Origin of the sequence: Streptomyces sp. CA-179760 (assembly GCF_050937045.1) — a bacterium.
In the GTDB taxonomy this organism is placed as follows: domain Bacteria; phylum Actinomycetota; class Actinomycetes; order Streptomycetales; family Streptomycetaceae; genus Streptomyces.
In genome coordinates this window covers 9,005,213-9,030,712 of record NZ_JBNJLZ010000001.1, presented here as the reverse complement: position 1 = coordinate 9,030,712, position 25,500 = coordinate 9,005,213, and the positions used below count along the sequence as shown (strand labels likewise).

General features: G+C 72.3%; 21 protein-coding genes and 2 pseudogenes. 12 read left to right on the top strand and 11 right to left on the bottom strand.

Going from position 1 to position 25,500, the window contains the following annotated elements; translation table 11 throughout:
• Nucleotides 1-44: 44 nt before the first annotated feature.
• Nucleotides 45-2,015: a GTP-binding protein gene (locus ACQEV8_RS40860; RefSeq protein ID WP_432971511.1), complete on the bottom strand. Its 1,971-nt coding sequence runs from the start codon at nt 2,013-2,015 to the stop codon at nt 45-47.
• A 186-nt stretch (nt 2,016-2,201) separates the two neighbouring features.
• Between ACQEV8_RS40860 and ACQEV8_RS40855 the strand changes: the two genes are divergently transcribed.
• A complete protein-coding gene (locus tag ACQEV8_RS40855) occupies nt 2,202-3,311 on the top strand; it encodes an XdhC family protein (RefSeq protein WP_432971508.1) in 1,110 nt (369 codons plus the stop codon).
• Between the two features lie 82 nt (nt 3,312-3,393).
• Nucleotides 3,394-3,726, top strand: coding sequence for a putative quinol monooxygenase (locus ACQEV8_RS40850; protein ID WP_432971505.1), 333 nt, complete (start codon nt 3,394-3,396; stop codon nt 3,724-3,726).
• Between the two features lie 20 nt (nt 3,727-3,746).
• Here ACQEV8_RS40850 and ACQEV8_RS40845 read toward each other — a convergent pair whose 3' ends face one another.
• Complete coding sequence (locus tag ACQEV8_RS40845) at nt 3,747-4,214, bottom strand: enoyl-CoA hydratase/isomerase family protein (RefSeq protein ID WP_432971502.1); 468 nt, start codon at nt 4,212-4,214, stop codon at nt 3,747-3,749.
• 70 nt (nt 4,215-4,284) lie between these two features.
• On the opposite strand from ACQEV8_RS40845, the gene ACQEV8_RS40840 reads away from it, so the two are divergent.
• The 4 genes from ACQEV8_RS40840 to ACQEV8_RS40825 all read left to right on the top strand — a co-directional run bounded on the left by ACQEV8_RS40840 (nt 4,285) and on the right by ACQEV8_RS40825 (nt 7,659).
• Complete coding sequence (locus ACQEV8_RS40840; RefSeq protein ID WP_432971499.1) at nt 4,285-4,785, top strand: helix-turn-helix domain-containing protein; 501 nt, start codon at nt 4,285-4,287, stop codon at nt 4,783-4,785.
• A 118-nt stretch (nt 4,786-4,903) separates the two neighbouring features.
• Nucleotides 4,904-5,911 (top strand): NADP-dependent oxidoreductase, encoded by a 1,008-nt coding sequence (locus ACQEV8_RS40835; protein ID WP_432971496.1) that lies wholly within the window; start codon nt 4,904-4,906, stop codon nt 5,909-5,911.
• 40 nt (nt 5,912-5,951) lie between these two features.
• The gene (locus ACQEV8_RS40830; RefSeq protein ID WP_432971493.1) at nt 5,952-7,004 is read left to right on the top strand and encodes an alcohol dehydrogenase catalytic domain-containing protein; all 1,053 of its coding nucleotides are present in this window, start codon (nt 5,952-5,954) and stop codon (nt 7,002-7,004) included.
• Between the two features lie 73 nt (nt 7,005-7,077).
• On the top strand, nt 7,078-7,659 hold the full coding sequence (locus tag ACQEV8_RS40825; RefSeq protein ID WP_432971490.1) for a carboxymuconolactone decarboxylase family protein: 582 nt from the start codon (nt 7,078-7,080) through the stop codon (nt 7,657-7,659).
• Between the two features lie 15 nt (nt 7,660-7,674).
• Here ACQEV8_RS40825 and ACQEV8_RS40820 read toward each other — a convergent pair whose 3' ends face one another.
• A complete protein-coding gene (locus ACQEV8_RS40820; RefSeq protein ID WP_432971487.1) occupies nt 7,675-8,490 on the bottom strand; it encodes a methyltransferase domain-containing protein in 816 nt (271 codons plus the stop codon).
• 33 nt (nt 8,491-8,523) lie between these two features.
• Nucleotides 8,524-9,027 (bottom strand): metallophosphoesterase family protein, encoded by a 504-nt coding sequence (locus ACQEV8_RS40815; RefSeq protein WP_432971484.1) that lies wholly within the window; start codon nt 9,025-9,027, stop codon nt 8,524-8,526.
• A gap of 209 nt (nt 9,028-9,236) precedes the next feature.
• On the opposite strand from ACQEV8_RS40815, the gene ACQEV8_RS40810 reads away from it, so the two are divergent.
• The gene (locus ACQEV8_RS40810) at nt 9,237-11,180 is read left to right on the top strand and encodes a glycosyltransferase family 2 protein (protein ID WP_432971481.1); all 1,944 of its coding nucleotides are present in this window, start codon (nt 9,237-9,239) and stop codon (nt 11,178-11,180) included.
• A gap of 4 nt (nt 11,181-11,184) precedes the next feature.
• Nucleotides 11,185-11,793, top strand: a complete 609-nt coding sequence (gene rfbC, locus ACQEV8_RS40805; protein ID WP_432971478.1) for a dTDP-4-dehydrorhamnose 3,5-epimerase — start codon at nt 11,185-11,187, stop codon at nt 11,791-11,793.
• Between the two features lie 87 nt (nt 11,794-11,880).
• Here rfbC and ACQEV8_RS40800 read toward each other — a convergent pair whose 3' ends face one another.
• From ACQEV8_RS40800 to ACQEV8_RS40770, 7 genes are all read right to left on the bottom strand, one after another.
• Complete coding sequence (locus tag ACQEV8_RS40800) at nt 11,881-12,684, bottom strand: class I SAM-dependent methyltransferase (RefSeq protein WP_432971475.1); 804 nt, start codon at nt 12,682-12,684, stop codon at nt 11,881-11,883.
• Nucleotides 12,681-13,559 (bottom strand): dTDP-4-dehydrorhamnose reductase, encoded by an 879-nt coding sequence (gene rfbD / locus ACQEV8_RS40795; RefSeq protein ID WP_432971472.1) that lies wholly within the window; start codon nt 13,557-13,559, stop codon nt 12,681-12,683. Before rfbD ends, ACQEV8_RS40800 begins: the two co-directional genes overlap by 4 nt.
• Entirely contained in the window at nt 13,556-14,536 is a 981-nt protein-coding gene (gene rfbB, locus ACQEV8_RS40790) for a dTDP-glucose 4,6-dehydratase (RefSeq protein WP_432971469.1), read from the bottom strand. Before rfbB ends, rfbD begins: the two co-directional genes overlap by 4 nt.
• Nucleotides 14,533-15,600, bottom strand: coding sequence for a glucose-1-phosphate thymidylyltransferase (locus ACQEV8_RS40785; protein WP_432971466.1), 1,068 nt, complete (start codon nt 15,598-15,600; stop codon nt 14,533-14,535). The genes rfbB and ACQEV8_RS40785 overlap by 4 nt, the downstream gene beginning before the upstream one ends.
• Nucleotides 15,601-15,704: 104 nt before the next feature.
• Nucleotides 15,705-15,887 carry a hypothetical protein gene (locus tag ACQEV8_RS40780; protein WP_432973456.1) on the bottom strand — a complete coding sequence of 61 codons (183 nt, stop codon included), beginning with the start codon at nt 15,885-15,887 and terminating at the stop codon, nt 15,705-15,707.
• A gap of 125 nt (nt 15,888-16,012) precedes the next feature.
• Nucleotides 16,013-16,432, bottom strand: coding sequence for a CBS domain-containing protein (locus ACQEV8_RS40775; RefSeq protein WP_432971463.1), 420 nt, complete (start codon nt 16,430-16,432; stop codon nt 16,013-16,015).
• A gap of 97 nt (nt 16,433-16,529) precedes the next feature.
• A complete protein-coding gene (locus tag ACQEV8_RS40770) occupies nt 16,530-18,989 on the bottom strand; it encodes a SpoIIE family protein phosphatase (RefSeq protein WP_432971460.1) in 2,460 nt (819 codons plus the stop codon).
• Between the two features lie 186 nt (nt 18,990-19,175).
• On the opposite strand from ACQEV8_RS40770, the pseudogene lanKC reads away from it, so the two are divergent.
• The 4 genes and pseudogenes from lanKC to ACQEV8_RS40750 all read left to right on the top strand — a co-directional run.
• A pseudogene (lanKC, locus tag ACQEV8_RS40765) lies at nt 19,176-21,781 on the top strand (class III lanthionine synthetase LanKC).
• 84 nt (nt 21,782-21,865) lie between these two features.
• Complete coding sequence (locus ACQEV8_RS40760; protein ID WP_184587041.1) at nt 21,866-21,982, top strand: SapB/AmfS family lanthipeptide; 117 nt, start codon at nt 21,866-21,868, stop codon at nt 21,980-21,982.
• A gap of 85 nt (nt 21,983-22,067) precedes the next feature.
• Nucleotides 22,068-23,825, top strand: coding sequence for an ABC transporter ATP-binding protein (locus ACQEV8_RS40755; RefSeq protein WP_432971456.1), 1,758 nt, complete (start codon nt 22,068-22,070; stop codon nt 23,823-23,825).
• A pseudogene (locus ACQEV8_RS40750) lies at nt 23,822-25,291 on the top strand (ATP-binding cassette domain-containing protein); the annotation flags it as partial. The gene ACQEV8_RS40755 and the pseudogene ACQEV8_RS40750, both read left to right, overlap by 4 nt.
• Between the last annotated feature and the right edge of the window lie 209 nt (nt 25,292-25,500).

The window sequence follows — 25,500 nt, the reverse complement described above, 5'->3', positions numbered from 1 at the left end:
CCCCTGACTCTGGAGTAAGTTCCCGCTCGGCCGGTTCGCACACGTCATCCGGCCATTCTTCGTGTCACATTCAACAAGTACTCCTTCCTGTTCAGCGGGTTGTGGTCGGTGCGCGGGCGTCGCGGAACCGTGCCGTGCGTGACGGGCGCGTAATGGTCGAAGACGCTCTCCAGCTCACCCTCGCCGCGGGTGAGCCCGGGCAGCCGCTGCTCCAGTTCGTGCACCCGCGCCGCGGGCACCGTGCCCGCCAGGACGCATCCGGCGCCCCGGGTCTCGGTCGTCCGCGGTACGGCGGTGAGCGCGGCCAGCACCGGCAGCAGCGCGCCCAGGGTGTCCGCCGGGGCTTCGACACGGAAGCGGTGCATCGGCTCGTGGACCCGGGTCCCGGCCCGCCGCAGCGCTTCGACGAGCACCAGCGGGGTCAGGCCGCGGAAGTCGGCGCCGGTGCTCGACATGCTCTTGTCGAAGCCCTGGTGGGCGTGGCTCTGCCGGGGCGAGTAGCCGCTGTGGGTCATGGTGACCGCGCAGTCGGGGATCTGCCAGCCGTGCGGGCCCTGGTCGAGCGTCTCGCGCACGGTGTCCTCGACGGCCTTGAAGAAGGCGTACGGCATGGAGCCGAGCTCCACCTCCAGCCGGAAGCGGACGCCGGAGCCGACCGGCGCGGGGTCGACGCGCAGGCCGACCGTCGCGAGGAACGGGTTGGCGTCCTTCTTGTTGAACTCCACGGCCTGCCCCGTGCCGACGAGCCGCTCGACGCACAGGGGCGTGGTCTCGCGGAAGGTGACGCCGAGCCCGTACTCCTCGGCGAGGGTGGCCTGGATGACCTCCTTCTGCACCTCGCCGTAGAGGGACACGGAGGTCTCCTGCCGCCGTTCGTCGTGGCGCAGGCCGATCAGTGGGTCCTGTTCGGCGAGCTGGGTGAGCGCGAGGTGCAGTGCGCCGCTGTTCACGTCCGGGCCCGGGACGACGACGGTCTCCAGGGTGGGCGGGGCGAAGAACTGCTCGTAAGCCTTGCGGGGTTCGCCGATCGCGTCACCGATCCTGATGTCGCCGAGTCCCCAGAGCCGGGCGATCTGTCCGGCGACGACGGCGTCGCTTCGCGTGTCCGTGCCCTGGCCGAAGACACTGATCGCGGTGATCCGGCCTTCGGCGCCGTCCGTTCCGAACGGGATCCGGTCGCGGGTGCGCAGGGTGCCGGAGAACAGCCGGGCGCAGGCGGCCTTCTCCCCCGCCGGGCCCCGCTCGACTTTGAACACGGTCCCGGAGACCGGCCCGTCCGCGTCCCCGCCGGCCGGGGGCAGCAGCTCTTCGATGCCCGCCAGGAGCGCGTCCACGCCGACGCCCGTGACAGCGGAGCCGAAGAAGACGGGGTGGACCAGGGCCTCCCGTGTCTGAGCGACGAGGGAGGTGCGCAGGAGGGCGTCCGTGACGGTGTCCTCGACGTACGCGGACAGCAGGGTGTCGTCGTGGCCGGCGAGGACATCGAGCGCTGCGGGGCCGAGACCGGGCGTGAAGCGAGCCCGTCGTGTCCCGAGGCCGGTGGTGGTTCCCATCGGCACGATCGCGGGTGTCAGCCGGGCCGAGATCGCCCGCAGCACCTCCTCGTACCGCGCCCCGCTCCGGTCGATCTTGTTGACGAAGAGCAGGGTCGGGATACGCAGCCGCTGGAGCGTGCGCATCAGCACCCGTGTCTGCGCCTGGACGCCTTCGACGGCGGAGACGACGAGCACGACGCCGTCCAGCACGCCGAGCACGCGCTCCACCTCGGCGATGAAGTCCGGGTGGCCGGGGGTGTCGATCAGGTTGACCGTCACGCCGTCGAGAGGGAACGAGACGACGGCGGACTTGATGGTGATACCGCGTTGCCGCTCCAGCGCGAGGGTGTCGGTACGGGTGTTCCCGTCGTCGACGCTGCCGATCTCGTCGATCACCCCGGCCGAATGGAGCAGCCGCTCGGTCAGGCTGGTCTTACCGGCGTCGACATGGGCGAGGATTCCAAGATTGAGCACGTGCACGAAGCGTCATGTCCTTCGGAGAGAGGTCCGTTCCTGGCTGGGGGGACATGAACGCAGTTCGCATCTGCTGCTCCTCGGGACTCGGTGACGTCGCTGTCCCGTTCAGTGCAGCAGACCGGCCCGAGGGGCCACAACGGAATTAACCCCGGCCGGGGTACCCGGTGGGGTGCGTGGAAGGAGCGGATCGTGCGTGACATCCTCCCGGCGCTGGGCCGCTGGTACGCGGCCCGGCTCCCGTTCGGCCTCGCGACGGTCGTCGAGGTCAGCCGCAGCGCGCCGCGCGACCCGGGCGCCGCCATGGCGGTGGGCCCGGGCGAGGAGGTCGTGGGCAGTGTGTCCGGGGGCTGTGTCGAGGGTGCGGTGTTCGAGCTGGCGCGGGACGTCGTGGCGAGCGGCGAGGCGCGTCTGGAGACCTTCGGCTACAGCGACGAGGACGCCTTCGCCGTCGGCCTGACCTGCGGCGGCGAGATCACGCTGCTGGTGCGTCCCGTGACGCCCGAGCGGGATCCCGCCTTCGGAGCGGTCGTCGACTCGGTCGCCGCGGGTGAGCCGGTCAGCCTGGCCATGGTGACCGGCGGCCCGGCGCCGCGCGGGGCCACGCTCGCCGTCCGGCCGGACCGGGTCTCGGGCACGCTCGGCGCGAGCGGGCTGGACGCGGCCGTCACCGCCGACGCCCGGGGCGAGCTGGCCCTGGGTGCGACCGGCCTACGGCACTACGGGCCGCGGGGGCAGCGCCGTGAGGACTCCGTCAGCGTGTTTCTGGAGTCCTTCGCGCCGCCGCCGCGGATGCTGGTCTTCGGCGCGATCGACTACGCCGCGGCCGTGGCCCGCATCGGTGACTTCCTCGGCTATCGGGTCACCGTCTGCGACGCCCGTCCCGTCTTCGCCACGCCCCGGCGCTTCCCCGAGGGCGTCGAGGTGGTCGCCCAGTGGCCGCACCGCTATCTGCGCGACACGGACACCGACGCACGCACGGTGATCTGCGTCCTCACCCACGACCCCAAGTTCGACGTGCCGCTGCTCCAGGAGGCACTGCGCCGGCCCGCCGCGTACATCGGGGCGATGGGCAGCCGCCGCACCCACGCCGACCGCGCCGAGCGCCTGGCCGAGGCCGGGCTCACGGAACACGAGCTGTCCCGGCTGCGCTCACCGGTCGGCCTCGATCTCGGGGCCCGTACCCCCGAGGAGGTGGCGGTGTCCGTCGCCGCCGAGATCGTCGCACTGCGCTGGGGTGGCAGCGGTGCTCCGCTGACCGTGACGGAGGGAGCGGTGCATCCTTCCCGCTCCAGCCGATGAGCCGCGCCGCTCCCGGTCAGGTCGCCGACCGGCCGGGTTCGTACGATCGTGTCGCCGTCAGCACATCAGCGAAGGGAACCCCATGATCTTCATCACCGCCAAGTTCCGAGTCCGTTCCGAGCACGCCGACCGCTGGCCCGAGATCACCGCCGATTTCACCCGGGCGACGCGTGCCGAGCCCGGCTGCCTGTGGTTCGACTGGTCGCGCAGCGTGGACGAGCCGACGGAGTACGTCCTGGTCGAGGCCTTCCGCGACGACGAGGCCGGGGCCGCGCATGTGCAGTCCGCGCACTTCAAGGCCGCGCGGCAGACGCTGCCGCCCCATCTGGCCGAGACGCCGCGCATCGTGAACGCGACGATCCCGCAGGACGACTGGGCGCTCCTCGGGGAGATGGCGGTCCCAGGACAGGAGTAGCGCGGCGGACCCACCGGACGTCAGGCGAACCGCCCGCGCGCCACCGCCTCTTCGAGCGTCGCGGGGTCCAGCCCGGCGACGTCACCGAGCTCCTTGGTACGGGCCAGGTACGCACGCTGGGTTGCCAGCGACTCCGTCGTCGTGGTGGCCGCCGGCCATTCGGCGCCCTCGAACCGCAGTCCTTCCCGGAGCGGCAGGGATCCTCCCTCCCGGACGGCCCGCTTCACGGCCCCGATCGCCGCTTTCGGCCGTCGGCCCAAGCGGCCCGCGAGCTCGACGGCCTCCTGGAGCAGCGCTTCGAGTGGTACGACTCGGTCCACCAGGCCCATCTCCCGGGCTCCGGCCGGGCTGACGGGCGTGCCCTCCAGGGAGATCTGCAGTGCCCGGCGTCCGCCCAGCAGGCGGGCCAGCCGCTGGGTGCCGCCGGAACCGGGCGGGAACCCGAGGAGGATCTCCGGCTGGGAGATGCCGAAGTGCCCGTCAGCCATGAAGCGGTAGTCGCAGGCCAGGGCCAGCTCGCCCCCCCGCCTGCGGACCGTCGAGCTGCCGCATCATGCCGTGGCCGCACGCGCCCGCTACGAGGAACTGTTCGGCTCCCAGGTGAACTTCGCCCAGCCGCAAGCGCTCCTCCGTGTCACGAGTGATCTTCCCGGACGCCCCGTCCAGGGCGGCGACCAGCTGACCCGCCGGGTGGCGCTCGCCTACCTCGAGGCCCAGCCCTCCGCCACGGGCAGCGCGATGACGAGGCGTGTCAGAACACCTCTGAAGCAGTCACTGGGCACCGGCCCCGGCACCCTGTCCTTCGCCGCACGCACACTCGGCATGTCGCCGAGGAGCCTGCAGCGTCATCTGTCCGCAGCGGGAACGACCTTCGCGGCGGTCCTCGACGACGTCCGGCGCGAACGGGCCGCGGAGCTGCTCATCGAGTCCGATCTGCCGCCGGCCCAGGTCGCTCGCAACATCGGGCTCAGCGAGGCAGCCGTCCTGAGCCGCTACGCACGGCGCTGGTGGAGCACGACCGCGCGTGCTGTCCGCGACCACGGACTGCCCGGCGAGTAGGTCGCCCCGGCACGAGCCGTACATCGCACCGGGCCCCCTCTTGTCCCGGACGGCACGGCACCCGTACGCTCCCGTCCATACCGACTAGCCGGTATGACACTTGAAGGAGCCGCCGGAAATGAGCACGATCAACCGCCAGGTGCGCCTGGCCGCACGTCCCGTGGGAGAGCCGCGGCCCACCGACTGGGAGCACGTCGAGGAGCCGGCCGGGCAGCCCGGCGACGGCGAGTTCCTGGTGCAGGTGCTCTGTCTGTCGATCGACCCCGCGATGCGCGGCTGGATGAACGCCGGCCGGTCCTACATCCGCCCGGTGGAGATCGGCCAGGTCATGCGCGCCGGCGCGGTCGGAAGGGTGATCGCCTCCCGGCACTCCGGATTCGCGGTCGGCGACCACGTGTCGGGCTCGTTCGGCGTGCAGGAGTACTGCGTGTCGGACGGACGCGACGTGACCAAGGTCGACCCGGCGGCGGCCCCCTTGCCGACCTATCTCGGCACGCTCGGCATGTCGGGCCTGACGGCCTACTTCGGCCTGATCGAGGCCGGGCGTCCCGAGCCCGGGCAGACCGTCGTGGTCTCCGGAGCGGCCGGGGCCGTCGGCAGCGTCGTCGGGCAGATCGCCAAGATCCTGGGCTGCCGGGTCATCGGTATCGCCGGCGGCGAGGCCAAGTGCCGGATGGTGGTCGACGAGTTCGGGTTCGACGCCGCGATCGACTACCAGAACGAGGACATCCGCAAGGCGCTGCGCGAGCACGCCCCCGACGGTGTCGACGTGTACTTCGACAACGTCGGCGGAGACGTCCTGGACGCCGTGCTGCTACGGCTGGGGCGCGGTGCCCGCGTCGTCGTCTGCGGCGCCATCTCCCAGTACAACAGCACCAAGCCGCAGGGCCCCGCCAACTACCTGTCGCTGCTGGTGAACCGCGCCTCGATGACGGGCATCGTGGTGTTCGACTACGCAGAACGGTACGCCGAGGGCATCGCGCAGATGGCCACCTGGCGGGCGGAGGGCCGGCTGAAGTCCCTGGAGGACGTGGTGTCCGGCTCGGTCGCGGAGTTCCCCGAAACCCTGATGCGCCTGTTCCGTGGTGACAACCGCGGCAAGCTGGTGCTGAAGATCGCGGACTGACCGGGCCGGTGGGAGGAGGAGAAGGAGAGGGAGAGATCCGATGAAGGCACTGACCTACCACGGCCGTCACGACATCCGCTACGGGGAGGTCCCCGACCCGGCCGTCACCAGCCCCACGGACGCGGTGGTGCGGGTGACCGCGGCCGGCATCTGCGGCAGCGACCTGCACATCTACGGCGGCAACGGGTTCAGTCCGGACCTGGGCTACACACCGGGACACGAGTGCGTCGGCGTGGTGGTCGACACCGGCGGCCAGGTCAGCCGATTCAAGCCGGGCGACCGGGTCCTGGTGCCCGCCTCGGCCGGCTGTACGCACTGCCGGTCGTGCGCGGCCGGGTTCACCGCCCGGTGCGAGCGCGCCAAGTCGAGCACGGAGCTCTGCTACGGAGTGAGCCCGCAGCTCCAGGGCAGCCAGGCCCAGGCCCTGGCCGTGCCCTACGCCGACGTCAACCTGGTGCGCCTGCCCGAGGACATCTCCGACGAGGCCGCCGTCGTCCTCACGGACAACGCCCCCACCGCCTGGTACGGCTGCCGCCGGGCCCGCATCCAGCCCGGCGAGACCGTCCTGGTCATCGGCCTCGGCCCGGTCGGCCTCATGGCCGCCCAGTCAGCCTTCGCGATGGGCGCGGCGCGGGTACTCGGCGCGGACCTGGTCGCGGAGCGCCGCGCCTTCGCCGCCGGTCTGGGTGTCGAGCCGGTCGAGGGCGATGACGCGCGGTCGGCCATCCGGGACATGACCGCCGGCCGCGGGCCGGACGCCGTGGTGGAGGCCGTGGGCTCCGACGCCACCCTTCAGCTCGCCCTCAAGGCCGTCCGGCAGGCCGGCCGGGTCAGCGTCATCGGGGTCAGCCAGAACAAGGCATTCCCCTTCCACATGTACCTGGCGCAGATCAAGGAACTGGAGTTCGCCATCGGGCTGTGCTCCGTGCACTACGAACTCCCTCCTCTGATCGCCCTCACCCGCGCCGGCCGGCTCCAGCCCGAGGCCGTGGTCTCCCACCGCTTCGGCCTCTCCGAAGGCCCCGCGGCGTACGAACTGTTCGCAAACCGCTCCGACGGCGTCCGCAAGATCCTCCTCGACCCGGCCCTCTGACACTCCCGACCATTCGCCTGCCGGGCGTTCGGCCGGCCTCCTAGGGTGAACCCCTCGGACACTGGAGGTCGCCATGTCACAGCGCAACGAAGTCACCGGGCAGCCCCGTCCGCGGCTGATCCCGCTCCCCGAGGAACAGTGGGACGCCCGGACCCGGGAACTGCTGGCCGTCACACCCCACGACGCCGGGAACCGGATCCCGAACATCTTCACCACCCTGGTGCGCCATCCCGATCTCTACGAGCGGTTCTTGCCGTTCGGCGGCCAGTTGCTCCTGAGGGGCCGACTACCCGAAGAGCTGCGCGAGTTACTGATCCTGCGCACCGCGTGGAACACCGGCGCACGGTACGAGTGGGGACGGCACCTTCCCCTGGCCAGGGCCGCGGGCCTCACGGACGCCGACATCGACCGCATCACCGAGGACCCGGAAACGCCCGGCTGGACCGGCCTCCAGAGGCACCTGATCCGGGCGGCGGACGAGCTGAACCGCGAGGCGACCATGTCCGACGCGACCTGGGAGGCCCTGGCCGATCACTTCGGCGACGCCGAACTGATCGAGATCACCATGCTGGTGGGGCAGTACCACATGGTGGCCTTCTTCCTGAACGCCACCGGCGTGGAACTGGACCCCGGTTTCGACATTCCCCGGTCGTGAAGAAGCAGCCCCGCATCAGGGCTGCGAGCCGTCGCCCACCGGCCGGCGGCCCCACGCCGAGATCATCGGTGACGTGGCGAGGTCGAGGCGCCCGGCCGCGATGTTGGCGAGGTGACGCTCGATCTCCTCGTCCGTGGCCAGACCCTCGGCGACGAGTTTGTCGCGTACCTGCTGGACAGTGGCCGTCTCCAGGACGTCGCACGCGGGCGAGGTGACCGGGAAGTAGGCGTCGGCCTCGACGTCGGTGAGGCCGGCCTGGCGCAGCAGGCGCGGCAGCCTGCGTCCGTAGGAGAGGTCGGCGCCGCGCTGGCGCAGCAGGTGACGGAAGCCGGCGCGAAGCCGATTGGCCAGCTCCTGTTCGGGGCCGTGCTCGTCAGGGCAGATCAGCGGTTGCAGGGCGGGGTCGGCGTCCTCGATCAGAAGCCGGCCGCCGGGGCGCAGTGCCTGGACCATGGTGCGCAGCGCGGCGTCGCGCTCGGCCACGTGGACCAGGACGAGACGGGCGTGGACCAGGTCGAAGGGCCCGGCCGGGGGCGCGTCGCGGCCCACGTCGTGGCGGAGTACTTCCACTCCCCCGGTGGCGGCGGTCTCCGCCCAGGACACATCGATGTCGGTGGCGAGCACGCGCCCGCGCGGCCCGACGCGTTCACGGAGCCACGCGGCGACACTCGGCCCGCCGGCCCCGACCTCCCAGCACCGCCATCCCTCGTCGATCCCGACCGTCTCGAAGTGCCGGAACGTCGAGTCGTCGAAGAGGGCCGACAGCGCGTCGAAGCGGGTAACGGCCTCGGCCTGCTGGTTGTCCAGGAGATATCCCTTGTCCTGACCCATGCGCCGATCATGTCACGGCGCCTTTGGCCGTGGTCAGGCCCGCGGCGGCAGCCGGTGCAGTTCCACATCGGCGAGCCGGCCGTCGGCTGCCGTGGCGGTCAGGTAGGTGCAGTGGGGCTGGCGGCGTCGGTCCGTCGGGGAGCCCGGGTTGAGCAGGCGCAGGCCGGTGGGGGCCGTGGTGTCCCAGGGGATGTGGCTGTGCCCGAAGACCAGCACGTCGAGGCCGGGGAAACGGGCGGCGCAGCGCTTCTCCCGGCCCTGGGCGGGGCCCGTCTCGTGAATCGCCCCGAAGCGCAGCCCGCCCAGTTCCGCGTACGCCACCTCGGGCAGCCGGGCCCGCAGGTCCGGCCCGTCGTTGTTGCCGTACACGGCGACGAGCCTGCGGCAGCGGCTCTCCAGCAGGTCGAGGGTGGCCGTGTCGACCCAGTCCCCGGCGTGGAACACGACGTCGGCGTGCGGGAGTTCGGCCAGCAGCGGCGCGGGCAGTTCCCTGGCCCGCTTCGGCAGGTGGGTGTCGGACATGAGGAGCAGACGCACGCCCTCAGCCTAGAGGCAGCGGCCCGCTCCACCCCGGAACCGACTTGACCGCGAACAGACAGACATTGCAGCTCAGTTGTCCTGTTGACCGAGATGATCACGGCCAGGTATCGAAAGGTGAGGCAGCTTTGTCTACCGGGTTAGCATCGGGCAACACGCAGTAAGACAGGACGTCTACGGCAAGCGACCCGAAGGGGCCCGGAAACCCGATGCCGGTCAAGGTCAGCGTCATCATCCCCGTCTACAACCCGGGGATCTACATCGAGGACTGCATCACCTCGCTGCAGAGGCAGTCCCTGCCTTCCGAAGAGTACGAGGTGATCTTCGTCGACGACGGCTCCACCGACGCCACCCCGGCCCGGCTCGACGCGCTCGCCGCCGAGGACCCCCGGGTGAAGGTCATCCACCAGGAGAACTCCGGCTGGTCGGGCAAGCCCCGCAACGTGGGCATCGCCGCCTCCACGGGCGAGTTCGTCATGTTCGTCGACAACGACGACTACCTGGGCGACGAGGCCCTGGAGCGGATGTACGAGTACGGCGTGGCCAACGGCGCCGATGTCGTCGTGGGCAAGATGGCCGGCAAGGGCCGCAGCGTGCCGGTGGAACTGTTCCGCCGCAACCACCCGCGCGCCACCGTCGAGAACGCCCCGCTCATCGACAGCCTCACCCCGCACAAGATGATCCGCCGTGCCTTCCTCGACCGCACCGGCCTGCGCTTTCCCGAGGGCAGACGACGCCTGGAGGACCACGTCTTCATCGCCGAGGCGTATCTGCGCGCGGAGAACGTCTCCGTGGTCAGCGACTACGTCTGCTACTACCACATCCGGCGGGACGACAGCTCCAACGCGGGCTTCGAACGCTTCGACCCCGCCGGATACTTCCAGAACCTCCGTGAGGCCCTCGACGTCGTCGAGCGGTACACCGAGCCCGGCCCCGTTCGTGACAAGCTCTTCCGCCGCTGGCTGCGCGTGGAGATGGTCGAGCGGCTGCGGGCCCGGCGCTTCCTGAACCTGCCGGACGACTACCGCAGGGAGCTGTTCGGGGCGATCCACGAGGTCGTCGTCGAGCGGTTCGGTCCCGGTGTCGCGCAGGGGCTGCAGCCGACGCAGCAGGTCGTCGCCGCGCTGACCGCGGCCGACCGGTACGACGATGTCGTGTCCTTCGCGGAATGGGAGGCCGGCATCGCGCCCCAGGCGGCCCCCGCGCACATCGAGTGGCGGGACGGCTCCCTCAGCGTCGGCTTCACGGCCGAATACACCTCCGGCGGCAAGCCGATGGCCTTCCCCTCCGACGCCGAGGCGACCCCGCTGAACGACACGCCCAAGGGCGTGACCGAGGGCGTGGAGTGGGTGGCCTCGGAGACCGCCGCGCGCTTCGGGCAGGCCACGGCCGATCTGCTGCTGCGGGAGCGCTCGAGCGCCGCACAGTACTTCCAGCCGGTGAAGTTCACCCGCGAGACCGTGCCGGTCGGGGACGGCGAGGAGGTCCGGCTGGTACTGCGGGCGACCGCCACCGTCGACCCGGCCGGCCTGCCGGGTGACGGCGTCTGGGACGCGGTCGTACGGGTCAAGCTGGGCGGCTGGACCAAGGAGTGCCGGCTGGGCCCGGCCCCGCGGGCGAACCGGCCCACGCCGGACGTGGGAATCGTCGGCGGCCGGACGGTTCTGCCGTACTGGACGGAGCCGCACGGCAACCTCTCGCTTCAACTCGGGGAGCGGGGCAAGCGGCTGGGTCTGGGCAGCGTGCAGCCGATGGACGTCACCGTCTCCGGGGACCGCTTCCGTGCTCCGCTTCCCCTGCACGTCGACGCCGACCGGGAGGTGCCGCTGAGGTTCGTCTCCTCGAGCAGGATCCTCGAAGCGTCCGGCACGCTGTCCCCCGCTCCGGACGGGCGCGGTGCCGTGCTGGAGGCGGCGATGCCCGCCAAGGACCTCTCGCGTGACAGCTGGCGAGTGGCTGTCTGTCTGGCCCCGGGCGCCGACCGGCCCCGCTTCACCGGGCTGCCGTTCGCGCTGCGCGCCGCCGACGGCCAGGTGCTGGTCGTGCCGGCGCCGGGGGCCGGTGCCGCCCTGCGGGTGGCACGGCGGGCGCGGCGGGTACTCGGTGCCGCGCGGCGGAAAGTGGTCACCCGTTTCAGGATCGGAGGGCAGTGACAGCATGCGACCACTGGGGATAGAGGGCGCCTGGGTTCTGGAGCCCAAGATCTTTCCGGACGACCGGGGCAGCTTCCACGAGTGGTACCGCGGCGAGGAGTTCCGTGAGGCCACGGGCCATGATCTGGCCCTGGCCCAGGCCAACTGCTCGGTCTCCCGGCGAGGCGTGCTGCGGGGTGTGCACTTCGCCGATGTGCCGCCCAGTCAGGCCAAGTACGTCACGTGTGTGCGCGGTGCCGTCCTGGACGTGGTGATCGACATCCGGGTGGGTTCCCCCACCTACGGCCAGTGGGAGGCCGAACGGCTCGACGACGACACCCGGCACGCGGTGTTCCTCGCCGAGGGGCTGGGCCACGCCTTCATGGCACTCACCGACGACGCCACGGTGGTCTATCTGTGCTCCACCGGCTACGCCCCGGAGCGCGAACACGGCATCCACCCCCTCGACCCGGCTCTCGGTATCGCCTGGCCCGAGGGCATCACCCCGCTCCTCTCCCCCAAGGACGAACAGGCCCCGACCCTGGCCGAGGCGGAACGCCAGGGGCTGCTTCCGTCGTACGAGAGCTGCCGTGCGTACTACGAGGAGTTGCGGGCCGGCCGGGGAGACGGCTGACGCCCGCGGCACGCCGAGAGGCTGTGCCACAGGCCCGGGCGCTGTGCGCCCGGGCCTGTCTCTGTCCCACGGTGTCCCGAGAAGGGGTCAGCGGCTGACGCCCACCTGTTCCAGGGACTTGCGCAGCGGCTCCCAGCCGATGCGCCGGGGCAGGCCGCGGTTGCGGGCCTGGGTGAGGGGCCCCCAGAAGCCCGCTTCCAGGAGGGTCTCGGGGCGTACCGCGCCGGCCCGTTCGAGGATCGCCTCGGGGACCTTCTGCGGGTCGGGCACCTTGTACTCGGCCATGATCTCGTCGTACTTGTCGTGCAGGACCCGGTTGTTCGGGTCGGCGCCGAAGACGACGAGCTGGCCGGTGGGCGCGGTGTCCACCTGGACCGTGACCAGGTCGGGGCGGTAGCGCGCCAGCACCTCGGTGATCTTGTAGACGTCGCCGGTCCAGGCGTTGGTGTGCCGGTCGCGGGCCGCCTCGTCGACGCTGCGCGGCAGCATGTCGTCGAGGACGATCACGCTGGACCAGTCGGAGTGCTTCTCGACGTTCATGAAGTCGCGCAGGGCGTACTCGAAGATGTGCAGGCCGTCGATGAACGACAGGTCCAGCGTGGTGCGGCGCCAGTAGCCGATGGGGCTGCGGCCGCGGCGCAGGTTGCGCAGCGGGTGACGGCCGCCCTTGAGGTGCTGGAGGGGGTTGTCGCGCGCGAAGAAGTCGTCGCTGGTGGCCTTCACCAGATGGACGTCGCACCGCAGCTCCGAGACCACCTTGAAGGCGGGGTCGATCGCGATGCTGGGGACGCGGGACAGCGTCAGGCTGCGCCCGTCGTTGACGCCGATCTCCAAGTAGTTGCGATTGGCGCTGGCCTTGTGCAGTCCCCGGAGGAACTCATGGCGTTTCACGGAGTGGGACCTTCCTTGCGGATGCGGGGCAGTGCTTCGTGCAGGGTGGCGCGCCACGCGCGCGGCGGGGGCAGGCCGATCTCCTGCCACCGGCCGTGTGCGAGGGCGCTGTACGCCGGGCGGGGCGCGGGCCGAGGGAAGGCCGCGCTGCTGGTGGGGCGCACCCGGTCAGGGTCGGCGCCGAGCAGGGAGAACACCTCGCGGGCCAGCTCGTACCAGGAGGCCTCGCCGGAGGCGGTGGCGTGGAAGACGCCGTGCGCGTCGGGGCCGAGGCGGGGCCCGAGGTCGGCGATCCGCTCGGCGACGTCCGCGCTCCAGGTGGGCTGCCCGCGCTGGTCGTCGACGACGTCGACGGTGTCGCGGCGGGCTTCGAGACCGATCATGGTCCGCACGAAGTTACTGCCGTGCACCCCGTAGAGCCAAGCCGTGCGCACGACCGCGCTCGCCCCGGGCAGTTCCTCCAGCACGGCCCGCTCCCCGGCCAGCTTGGTGCGGCCGTAGGCGGTGCGCGGGGCCGGCGGATGGTCCTCCGGGTAGGGGGCGGTACCGGCTTCGCCGGAGAAGACATAGTCCGTGGAGAGATGGATCAGCCGGGCGTCGTGCGCCGCGCAGGCCCGGGCCAGCAGCCGCGGTCCGTCGCCGTTGATCTCCAGGGCGCGGGCCTCGTCGGTCTCGGCGTCGTCGACGGCCGTGTAGGCGGCGCAGTTCACGACGAGGTCGGGGTGGTGCTCCCGCACCGCCGTGTCGACGGACTCGGGGCTCGTGATGTCCAGGGCGGAGCGGTCCAGGCCCACCACGTCCTCGCCGCGCCGGGTGAGCTCCTCGACGACGTCGTGGCCGAGCATTCCGCCCGCACCGGTGATCAGCCACCTCATGCGCGCTCCTGGGCGACGCGCCGCTTCAGGGGCTCCCACCAGGCACGGTGGTCGCGGTACCAGGCGACGGTCTCGGCGAGGCCGGTGGTGAAGTCGTGGGCGGGGCGGTAGCCGAGTTCGTCGCGGGCCTTGCTCCAGTCGACGGAGTAGCGCAGGTCGTGGCCCTTGCGGTCCTCGACGTACTCCACCCGGTCCCAGTCCGCGCCGCAGGCGTCGAGGAGCAGGCCGGTGAGGTCCTTGTTGGTGAGTTCGGTGCCGCCGCCGATGTTGTAGACCTCGCCGGGCCGGCCCTTGGTGCGGACGAGGTCGACGCCCTGGCAGTGGTCGTCGACGTGCAGCCAGTCGCGGATGTTGCGGCCCTCGCCGTACAGGGGCACCTTGTGGCCGTCGAGGAGGTTGGTGACGAACAGCGGGATGACCTTCTCGGGGAACTGGTGCGGGCCGTAGTTGTTGGAGCAGCGGGTGACGCGCACGTCCAGGCCGTGGGTGCGCTGGTAGGCGAGGGCGAGCAGGTCGGAGGAGGCCTTGGAGGCCGAGTACGGCGAGTTCGGCTGCAGCGGGTGGTCCTCCGGCCATGAGCCGGACTCGATGGAGCCGTAGACCTCGTCGGTGGAGACGTGCACGAACGGGCCCACGTCGTAGCGCAGGGCGGCGTCCAGCAGGGTCTGGGTGCCGAGCACGTTGGTGCGGACGAAGTCGGCGGCGCCGGTGATGGAGCGGTCCACATGCGACTCGGCGGCGAAGTGCACGACCTGGTCGGCGCCGGCCATCAGCTTGTCGACGAGTTCGGCGTCGCAGATGTCGCCCTGGACGAACTCCAGCTGGGGGTGGGTCAGTTCGAGGTTGTCGAGGGTGCCGGCGTAGGTGAGCTTGTCCAGCACGGTGATGCGCGGCGCGTCGGGCGCGTCCGAGGCGAGCAGCGCACGGACGTAGCGGGAGCCGATGAACCCGGCGGCACCGGTGACGAGGAGGTTCATGAAGTGATCTGCACCTTGCTGTGGTCTCCGAGGACGAATCGGTGGGCGCTGGGGACGCTGGGGGCCGGGGTCACCTGGACGTGCCGGCCGATCAGCGAGGACTCGATCCGGCCGACGCCCTGGATCGAGGAGTCCCGCAGCACGATCGAGAACTCCACCTCGCTGTCGGTGATCCGGCAGTTCTCCGCGATCGAGGTGAAGGGACCGACGTAGGAGTCGCTGACAAGGGTGCCCCTGCCGATGACGGCGGGCCCTACGATGCGGGAGTTGACGATCCGGGCGCCCTCTTCCACGACCACCCGCCCGATGGTCTGCGAGGCGTCGTCCACGGTGCCGTCGATGCGGCGCTCCATGGCTTCGAGGACCATGCGGTTCACCTCGAGCATGTCGGCGACGTTGCCGGTGTCCTTCCAGTAGCCCTTGATGACCGTGCTGCGCACGTCGGCGCGGGAGTCGATCAGGCGCTGGATGGCGTGGGTGATCTCCAGTTCGCCGCGCCACGAGGGTTCGATGGCGCGCACGGCTTCGTGGATCACGGGCGTGAACAGATAGACGCCGACCAGGGCGAGATCGCTCTTGGGCCGCTCGGGTTTCTCCTCCAGGCCGATCACCTGGCCGGACGGGTCGAGTTCGGCGACACCGAAGGCGCGTGGGTCGGCCACACGCGTGAGCAGGATCTGGGCGTCGGGCCGGTTGCCGCGGAACTCGTCGACGAGGTCGGTGATGCCGCCGACGATGAAGTTGTCGCCGAGGTACATCACGAAATCGTCGTCGCCTAGGTAGTCCTGGGCGATCAGTACCGCGTGGGCCAGCCCGAGGGGCCGCTCCTGGGGGATGTAGGTGACGTTCAGGCCGAACTTCGACCCGTCACCCACCGCTTCCTCGATCTCGGCGGCCGTGTCCCCGACGATCATGCCCACGTCGGTGATGCCGGCCTCGGCGATCGACTCCAGCCCGTAGAAGAGCACAGCCTTGTTGGCCACTGGCACCAGTTGTTTGGCCGACGTGTGTGTGATCGGCCTCAGTCTTGTTCCTGCGCCGCCGGACAGCACGAGAGCCTTCATTCGGTTCACCTTAGTGCCGATCCGGCGGATGTGAACATCACTTCTTTTGGTTGTCGATGCGCGGAGTTACTCGGATCGTCACCGCGCGGTCTCTCGCGGAGCGGTCAGTCCTCGCCCCTGACGATGTTCCACTCCGGCCCGGAGCGTGTGCTTGCGGGAGTGGCCCGGTTCTCCACGGCGGGGAGGCAGGTCCGCAGCGCGGCCTTGCCGCTCAGACGGCGTGCCTTCGACCAGCCGGTCTCGGGCCGGCGGACGGCGGGCTTGTCACTCAGGTCCATGGACGTCACGACTCATCATCTTCCTTCAGGATCCGATGGTGTTCGGGTATCCCGAGAAGAACCGAACAAACGCGCGTCGTGACGCCTGGACCGAGGCTGTCAACGTGTCTGCGGGGCTGAGCCGTTCACACCCGTCACGCGTTGGGACGCGCCGCGCTGATGTCACCCAGCGCGGACTCCGGGTCGCGCTCCACGGCCATGTCGCCCAGGGAGACGATGCCCACGGGGTGTCCGTGCTCGACGACCGGGATACGGCGCACGGAGTGCTCGCGCATCAGCTCCACCGCGTGGACCAGATCCTCGTCGGGGCCGATGGTGACCAGGTCGTCGCTGCACGCGCCGGCCACGGTGGTCCGCTCCGGATCGGTGCCCTCGCTCACCGACCGGATCACCAGGTCACGGTCGGTGACCAACCCGCGCAGATCGTCGCCTTCCGTCACCAGGACGACGCCGAGATCCTCGTCGCGCATGATGCGGGCCACCTGGGCGACGGAGGTCTGCGGTTCGACCGTCGCCGGGTCGCTGGTCATGATGTCGCGGACATGCTGAGCCATGACGTGCCTCTCTTCTCGTCTCCTCGCTGTTTCCCCCGTCCGACGTCGTTCCGGGTACCCGGAGCACCCGCCCGGTCACCAGGAACTCGCGGGGCGTTCAGCGTCCCAGTGCCAGCTCCGCCCACACCTGCTTGCCGCCGCTGACCGGCAGTGTGCCCCAAGTCGCCGAGAGTGCCTCGACGAGGAGGACGCCCCGGCCTCCGGTGGCCTCCCAGCCGATGCTGGTCGGTCTGACCGGGGAGCGGGGTGAGGCGTCGGCGACGGCGACGCGCAGGCGGTCGTTGACGAGGGTGAGGTCCATGCGGACCTGGCCGTCGGTGTGGACGAGGGCGTTGGTGACGAGTTCGGAGACGACGAGGAGGGCGGCGTCGAAGTCCTCGGTCACGCCCCAGGAGCGCAGGGTGCGCCGGGCGAAGCGGCGGGCGTGCCCGACCGCCTGCGGCACGCGCCACACCGTCCAGCTCTCCCGCAGCGGGCGCAGGTCCATGCCGTCGTAGCGCAGCAGGAGCACGGCGACGTCGTCGCTGCGCGGGGCGCTGCCGAGGAGGCCGTCGGCGACGAGCCCCAGGTCGACGGGGGCTGAGGCGGCCAGCTGGTCGGCGAGGCGTTCCATGCCCTCGTCGATGTCGGAGTCGGGCGTCTCGACGAGCCCGTCCGTGACCAGGGCGATCATGGTGCCGGCGGGGAGCCGGAGCGGGCTCATGGGGAAGTCGGCCTGGGTGATCACCCCGAGGGGCGGGCCGCCCTCGGCCTCCGCGATCTCGGTCGTGCCGTCCGGGTAGCGCAGCACCGGCGGCAGGTGCCCGGCGCGCACGCACCAGGCGGAGCCCTCCTCCAGGTCGATGTCGACGTAGGCGCAGGTGGCGAAGAGGTCGCTCTCCATGTCCATGAGGAGCCGGTTGGCGTGGGAGACCACCACGTCCGGCGGGTGCCCTTCGACGGCGTAGGCGCGCAGGGCCGTGCGCATCTGGCCCATGAGGGTGGCGGCGCCGGCGCTGTGGCCCTGGACGTCGCCGATGACGAGGGCCACGTGGTGGTCGGGCAGCGGGATGACGTCGTACCAGTCGCCGCCGAGCTCCAGCCCCGCCGTGCTGGGCAGATAGCGGGTGACGGCCTCGGCGCCCGGCAGCCGGGGCAGGCGGCGGGGCAGCAGCTGGCGCTGGAGCATGCCGACGAGTTCGTGTTCGGCGTCGAAGGCGCGGGCCCGCGTCAGGGCCTGTCCGGCCAGGCCGGCACAGGCGGTGAGCAGGGCGCGTTCGTCGGTACCGAAGTCGTGCGGCGTGTCCCAGCCGATCAGGCAGGCCCCGGCCATGCGGTTCCCGGCGGGCAGCGGCAGGACGGCGAGGCCGCCGGGGCCGACCTCGGACAGGGCGCGTTCCAGCGGGCTGCCGGCGGGCCAGATCCGGGCGCGGCCCTCGCGCAGGGCGGCGGCGAGGGTCGGCATGGCGCGCACGGGCGCGTCGGGCCACTCGGTGCGCCATTCCCTGCGCCACAGCTCGGGCCAGGCCTCGGGTTCGGGCGGGTCGAGGACGGTGACGACGAACCTGTCGCTCTCCAGTTCGGCGAGCGCGATGCGGTCGGCTCGCAGCGGCCTGCGCAGGGCGGCGACCACGGCCTTGCCCACGTCGCGGACGGTGACGGCGGTGGCCAGCTCGGTGGCCAGACGCTGGACGCGGGCCACGTCGGTGACGTCGGAGCGCAGCGTGGAGGCGTCGTCGACGGTGCCCACCAGCCGGGCGGAGTGGCTCACGCCGCCGGGCAGGAGGCGCCCCCGCAGCCGGAGCCACTTCGGCGGTCCGGTGGGCTGGAGCACCCGGAACTCCAGCTCCCTCTCGCCGATGGACATGTGGTCGGCCTCCACCACCGACATCAGCGAGGGCAGATCCTCCGGCACGGTCAGGCCGAGCAGGGTCTCGACCCGGCCGTCGAACTCCTCGGGGTCCAGGCCGAACAGGTCCAGCAGGTCGTCGCCGGCCCGGACGCGGCCGGTGTCCATGGCGAGGCTGAACGCGCCGGGCGGCAGTTCACCGCCCTCGGCGGGCGCGGCCGGGGCAGGGAAGGCGACCGCCTCGGAGATGAGCTGGAGGCACTCGCGGTCGTCGGAGTCGAATCCGCCGGGGCGCTCGCACACCGCGAGGAGACAGCCACCGCCGTCCCCGTGGACGGGCAGAACCGTCAGGAAGAAGTCCCGGGAGGGCACGCGCCGGGCCTGGACGTGCTCGGCGAGTTCCGCGGGGCCCAGCGAGACGGGGCGTCCGCCGCGGTGGGCCTCGGCGACCGGGGACCGCCCGGTGCGCGGATAGCTGTCGCGCAGCCCGTACAGCGTCCTCGGCACCCCGGCCGACTCCACCAGGCGCAGCAGCTCACCGTCCGGGCCGGGGGTGTACAGGGCGGCGAACGCGGCGCCGGCGAAGACGAGGGCCTGTTCGAGGACCCGGTGCACGCGTTCCGGCGATTCCTGATCGACCGCGATCGCCTTGAGGGCACCTTCGGCACGCAGCGTTCGCGTTCTGCGTTCTTGGGGTTCTCTGGCGCCCTCTCTGACCACGTTGGCCATTACAGCGCTTATGCGACACCCGCGCAGCCCCTGTGGGCGTTCCGTGGGCCAGTGCCGACGCGGCCGGTCGAACGGAACCGAACATGTCTTTACCCATGCGTTCCGCACGCTGTTCTCGTGACAGCCGTGACTGTCCGGGCCCGGCGCGTGGCTGGAAAGCTCGGTGCTGATCACGGAGGGGGACGCATGGACAAGCGGTACGAGGTGTACGCGCTGGCCGACCGGCACTTCTACGAGACACCGGACCGGCTGGCGCGAGGCGGGCAGGAGGCCTCACAGGGGGCGGCCCCGCACCTCTACGAGACGGCCCGCCGGCCCGTGCCCGAGGGGTGGGGGACGGCGCGGATCGGGGACTGGCTGACGATGACGCCGCCCGGTCCGGACGGCGAACCGCTGCAGGGCCCGGCGCAGGGCTGGAAGATCCATGCCTCGGCGACCCGGGCGAACGCGGAGAAGATCGCCGGGATCGTCTGGGACTACTGCGTCGAGCGGCGCGTCCCCTTCAAGTTCGTGCCCGGCCCGCACCTGCTGCACCTGCGCAACACCAAGTACGCGCCCCGCGACGGCAGCGGCAAGTTCGTCACGGTCTATCCGGCCGACGAGGAGCAGCTGCACGAGGTGCTGCGCGAGCTGGGCGCGCTGCTGGAAGGTTTTGAAGGGCCGTACATCCTCACCGATCTGCGCTGGGGCGAGGGTCCGCTGTACGTCCGCTACGGCGCCTTCGCGCGCTCGTTCGTGGTGGACGAGCGGGGCTCGCTGGTGCCGGCGGTGCGCGACGGCGCGGGGCAGCTGGTGCCGGACCGGCGGTCGCCGTCCTTCCAGGTGCCGGAATGGGTGACGCTGCCGGCGTTCCTGCAGCCGCATCTCGACGCGCGGAACAACACGACGACGGGCGAGCTGCCGTACCGCATCGAGAAGGCGCTGCACTTCTCCAACGGCGGCGGCGTGTACGTGGGCACCGACACCCGTGACGGCCGCAAGGTCGTCCTCAAGGAGGGCCGGCCGCACGCGGGGCTCGCCTCGGACGGGGCCGACGCCCTCGCCCGGCTGGAGCGGGAGAAGCGGGCGCTGGAGCAGGTGGCGGGCACGGGCGTGGTCCCGGAGGTGCGCGACTGGTTCGAGCTCGGCGGCCACCGGTTCCTGGTGATGGACTTCCTGGAGGGCCGTCCCCTCAACTCGTTCTTCGCCGAGCGGCATCCGCTGCTGGCCCAGGATCCCGACGCGGGGGCCGTCGCCGCCTATACGGCGTGGGCGCTGCGCATCCACCGAGAGGTGGAGGAGGCCGTGGCGGCGGTGCACGCGCGCGGCATCGTCTTCAACGACCTGCACGTCTTCAACATCATGGTCGCGCCGGACGAGGAGTCGGTCTTCCTCCTCGACTTCGAGGCGGCGGCCCCGGCCGAGGAGAACGGCCGCCAGGTCGTCGCCCACCCGGGCTTCTTCGCGCCGCCGGACCGCCGGGGCGCCGATGTCGACCGCTATGCGCTGGCCTGTCTGCGGCTGGCCCTGTTCCTGCCCGTGACCACGCTGTTCGTGGTCGACCGCGGCAAGGCGGCGCATCTGGCAGAGGTGATCTCGCAGGAGTTCCCTGACGTGCCGCGGGAGTTCCTCGACGAGGCGGTCGCGGAGATCACACGGGAGGTGTCCGGCCGTACGGTGGCCGCTCCCTCCGCACCGGTGGATCCCGGCGACTGGCCCTTCAGCCGCGACTCGATGGTCAAGGCGATCCTCGCCTCGGCCACCCCGGAGCGCGACGACCGGCTCTTCCCCGGCGATGTCGCCCAGTTCTCCGACGGCGGCGGGCTAGGGCTCGCCCACGGCGCCGCCGGGGTGCTGTACGCGCTGGACGCGGCCGGCGCCGAGCGGTACGAGGAGGGCGAGCGCTGGCTGCTCACCCGGACGGCACCGACCCCGGTCGGTACACCGCTCGGCCTGTACGACGGGCTCGCGGGCGTCGCCCTGGTCCTGGACCGGCTCGGGCACCGGCAGCGGGCGCTGGACCTGGTCGAGGGCATCCTCGCCGAGCGGTGGCAGAACCTCTCCTCCGACCTGCACGGCGGACTGGCCGGACTCGGTCTGGTCCTCGGCCGGCTGGCCGAGACGACCGGCGAGACGGAGCTGCGCGAGCGGGCCGACGAGGCCGCGCGGATCCTCGTACAGCGGCTCACCGAGCCGCCCCCGGCCACGCCGAAACGGCGCGCCGGACTGCTGCGGGGCGCGAGCGGTCCCGCGCTGCTCATGCTGCGGCAGTACGAGTGGACCGGCAAGGCGGGTTGGCTGGACGCCGCGGCCATCGCCCTGCGCCGGGACTTGGAGTCCTGCGTGACCCGCGAGAGCGGGTCGCTGGAGGTCGACGAGGGCTGGCGGACCCTGCCCTACCTCGGCGACGGCAGCGCGGGACTCGGCATGGTCCTCGACGACCTCGTGGCCCACGCCCCGGACCTCGCCGGGGAGTTCGAACCGGCCCGCTCCGGTGTGCTGACCGCCGCCACCTCACGCTTCTACGCGCAGCCCGGGCTCTTCCAGGGCCGCGCCGGAATGATCCTGCACCTCAGCCGCACGACCACGCCGGACGCGACCGCGGACCGGCTGGCCGGGCAGATCGCCGGGCTCGGCTGGTTCGCGATGGCGTACCAGGGCCAACTGGCCTTCCCGGCCACCAGATGATGCGGCTGTCCATGGATCTCGCCACCGGAACGGCGGGGTGCCTGCTGGCGCTCGGCGCGGCCCTCGACCCGGCCAGCGACGCCCACCTGCCGTTCCTCCCGCCGCCGAACCGGCGGCCCCACTGACGCGGTTCCGCGATCCCGCGGAGCCGTGACACCACCCCGTCCCCACGGATGACCACGGACGGACACCCAATGGAAGGACACACCATGGCACTTCTCGACCTGCAGACGATCGAGTCCGAGGAGCGGACCGACGGCGGCGGCAACAGCACGGTGAGCCTGCTGTCCTGCATCAGCGCGGCGAGCGTCCTGCTCTGTCTCTGACCGCGTCTGCGGTACGGCTCCGGGCGGCCTTCTCCCTGCGGGGACAGGGCCGCCCGGGGCCCCACCCGTCCCGCGAAAGGCCCCTATGACCCCGCGTGGTGACGACGATCCGGCGGCCGGACAGGCCCGCGCGCTGCTGCGTACGGCCACCCGGTACAGCGGGGCCCGCTGTGCGGCCCTGTGCCTGGTGAGCATCGCCGCGACCGGTGCCGGGCTGCTGCTGCCGGCCGCACTCGGCCGGGCCCTCGATCTTCTGCTGGCGCAGGATCCGGCGACCCGCTGGGTGCTGTACTGCGCCGGCCTCGTGCTGCTGCTCGCCCTGTTCGACGCGGCGCAGACCGTCCTCACCGGCACCGTCGACGCCCGTAGCACCGCGTGGCTGCGCCGCACTCTGACCGGGCACGTCCTGGGCGTCGGCCCGCGGGCCGCCGACCGCTTCGGCTCCGGTGACCTCGTCGCCCGTCTGGTCGGCAACGCGGCCGAGGCGGGGACCACGCCCTCGGCCCGGGCTGCGCTCCTGGCGGCGCTCGCCGGCCCGGTCGGCGGTGTGGTCGCGCTCGGTCTGATCCACTGGTGGCTCGCGGCCGTCTTCCTCGCCGGAGCCCCCGTCCTCACTCTTCTGCTGCGCGCCGTCTCCCGTGACACCTCCGAGAGCGCGGCTCGATATCAGCGGGCCCAGGGCCGGATCGCGGCCGCGCTGGCGGAGGCCGTCGGGGGCGTCCGTACCGTCCGGGCGGCGGGTACGGAGGACAAGGAGACCGCCCGTGTGCTGCGGCCGCTGCCCGAGCTGTCCCGGGCCGGACACCGCATGTGGCGCGTGCAGGGGCGAGCCGCCGCGCGGGCGGTCGCCGTGGCGCCGCTGCTGCACCTCGGGGTCGTCGCCGTTGCCGGTGTGCTGCTCACCCGGGACCGGCTGTCGGTCGGGGACGTCCTCGCGGCCTCGCGGTACGCGGTGCTCGCGACGGGCGTCGGCGTCCTGGTCGGCCGGCTCGCGGGCCTGGCCCGGGCACGGGCGGCGGCCCGGCGCCTCGGGGAGGTCCGGGCCGAGCCCGCGACCGGGTTCGGTGTCCGCCGGCTGCCCGACGGGCCCGGCCGGCTGGAGCTGCGCGGTGTGACGGCCCGGCGCGGCGGACGCACCGTGCTCGACGGGGTGGACCTCGCCGTGCCGGGCGGAACGACCCTGGCCGTGGTCGGCCCCTCCGGCGCGGGCAAGTCGCTGCTGGCCGCGCTCGCCGGACGGCTGGCAGACCCGGACGAGGGCGAGGTGCTCCTCGACGGGGTGCCGCTGCGCGACCTGCCGCACGCCGACCTGCGCAGTGCCGTCGGCTACGCCTTCGCCCGCCCGGCTCTCCTGGGCGGCACGGTCGGGCAGGCGATCGGGCTCGGCCTGCCGGACCCCTCCCCCGCCCGCGTCCGGGAGGCGGCTCGCACGGCCCTCGCCGACGACTTCGTCCGCCGCCTCCCCGACGGATACGACACGGCCGTCGCCGACGCCCCGCGCTCCGGCGGCGAGTCCCAACGACTGGGCCTCGCCCGGGCGTTCGCCCACGGCGGCCGCTTGCTGATCCTCGACGACGCCCTCTCCAGCCTGGACACGGTGACGGAACGCCACATCACCGACGCCCTCCTCGGCGACGGCCCGGGAAGCACCCGGCTGCTGGTCGCCCACCGCAGCGCGACGGCCGCGTGCGCCGACGCGGTGGCCTGGCTGGACGAGGGGCGGGTGCGAGCGGTGGGGCGGCACGAGGAGCTGTGGCGGCTCTCGGAGTACCGGGCGGCGTTCGGGGAGGGGACGGAATCGGCCGGGACGGGTGCGAGCGCGGAGGGGGGTGTACCGGCATGACGGGCAGGATCCGTACGCGCGCGGCTTCCCAGGACGGCGGGTCACCCGCCGGAACCGGCCTCCCGGCCCGGGGTCTGCGCTTCCTGCTGGCCCGCCGCATGGTCCTGTTCCGCCTGGTCGTCTGGTCCGTGCTCGAGACCGGGCAGACCTTCCTCATCGGCTACGGTCCCGCCCGCGCCCTGGACGAGGGGTTCCTGCGCGGGCGGGCGGACGTCGGGCTGATCTGGCTGGCGGTGACCGGGCTCGCTGTGCTCGTCGGCGCGTACGGGACCGCGCGGGTGTACGCCGCCGTCGCCGCGCTGGTCGAACCCCTCCGGGACCGGCTCGTGGAACGGGTCGTCTCCCGCGGGGTGCGGACCGGTGATCCCAGCTCGTTGTCGGGGCTCACGCAGCAGGTGGAGATCGCCCGGGACACCTTCGCCGGACTGGTGATGGTCTCCCGCTCCTTCGTGTTCACCGCCGCCGGTGCCCTGGCCGGCCTCTTCGCCCTCGCCCCGCCGCTCCTGCTCGTCGTCGGGCCGCCCCTCGTCGCCGGAGTGGCCCTGTTCGCGGCGACCCTGCGGCCGCTCGCCCGGCGGCAGGAGACGTTCCTCGTCGCCGACGAGGCGCTGGCCGGTGAGCTGGGCGCCGTCTGCCCGGGCCTGCGGGACATCACGGCGACCGGCGCGGAGGCACAGATCGCCGCCGGTACCGGCGAACGGGTGGAGGCGGAACTGCGCGCGGCGCGTGCCCTGGCGCACTGGGGCGTGCTGCGCGTGGCGTCCCTGGCGGTCGGCGGCCAGCTGCCGATCGTGCTGCTGCTCGCCGCCGCCCCGTGGCTCCTGGCCCAAGGCGTCACCACCGGCGCCCTGGTCGGTGCCCTCGCCTACGTCACCCAGTCCCTGCTGCCCGCCCTGCGCAACCTGGTCCACGGTCTGGGCACCAGCGGCTCCCGTCTGACCGTGGTGCTGCGCAGGCTGGCCCGGACGGACACCGGCACGCCCGCGAAGCAGCCGGACCCCAAACTCCCCGCGCCGGAACCCACCGACGGCACGCCCCCGGCCTTCTCCCTCACCTCGGCCACCTTCGCCTACGGCCCCGCCGGCGCGCCCGTGATCCAGGACCTCGACCTCACCCTCCCGGCCGGCTCGCACCTGGCCGTCGTCGGCCCGAGCGGCACCGGCAAGTCCACCCTCACCGCCCTCGTCGCCGGGCTCCTCACACCGGACCGGGGGACGATCACGGTGGGCGGACACACCGTGCCCGGGCCTGAGGCGGCCGCCTCGCGTGTACTCATCCCGCAGGAGGCGTACGTCTTCGACGCCAGCCTGGCCGAGAACCTCGCGTATCTGCGGCCGGATCCGGTACCCGAGGAGGAACTGCTCGCCGCGGCGGAGACGGTCGGGCTCGCCCCGCTGGCCGGCCGGCTCGGCGGTCTCGACGCACGGGTCGCCCCGGCGGCCCTGTCGGCCGGCGAACGGCAGCTGATCGCACTGACCAGGGCCTATCTGTCGTACGCCCCGCTGGCCCTGCTCGACGAGGCGACCTGTCACCTGGATCCGGAGACGGAGGAGCGCGCGGAGCGGGCCTTCGCCGCGCGGCCGGGCGGGACCCTGGTGGTCGTCGCCCACCGCATCAGCTCGGCCCGCCGCGCCGGCCGGGTACTGGTCATGGACGGCAGGAGCACGGCGTACGG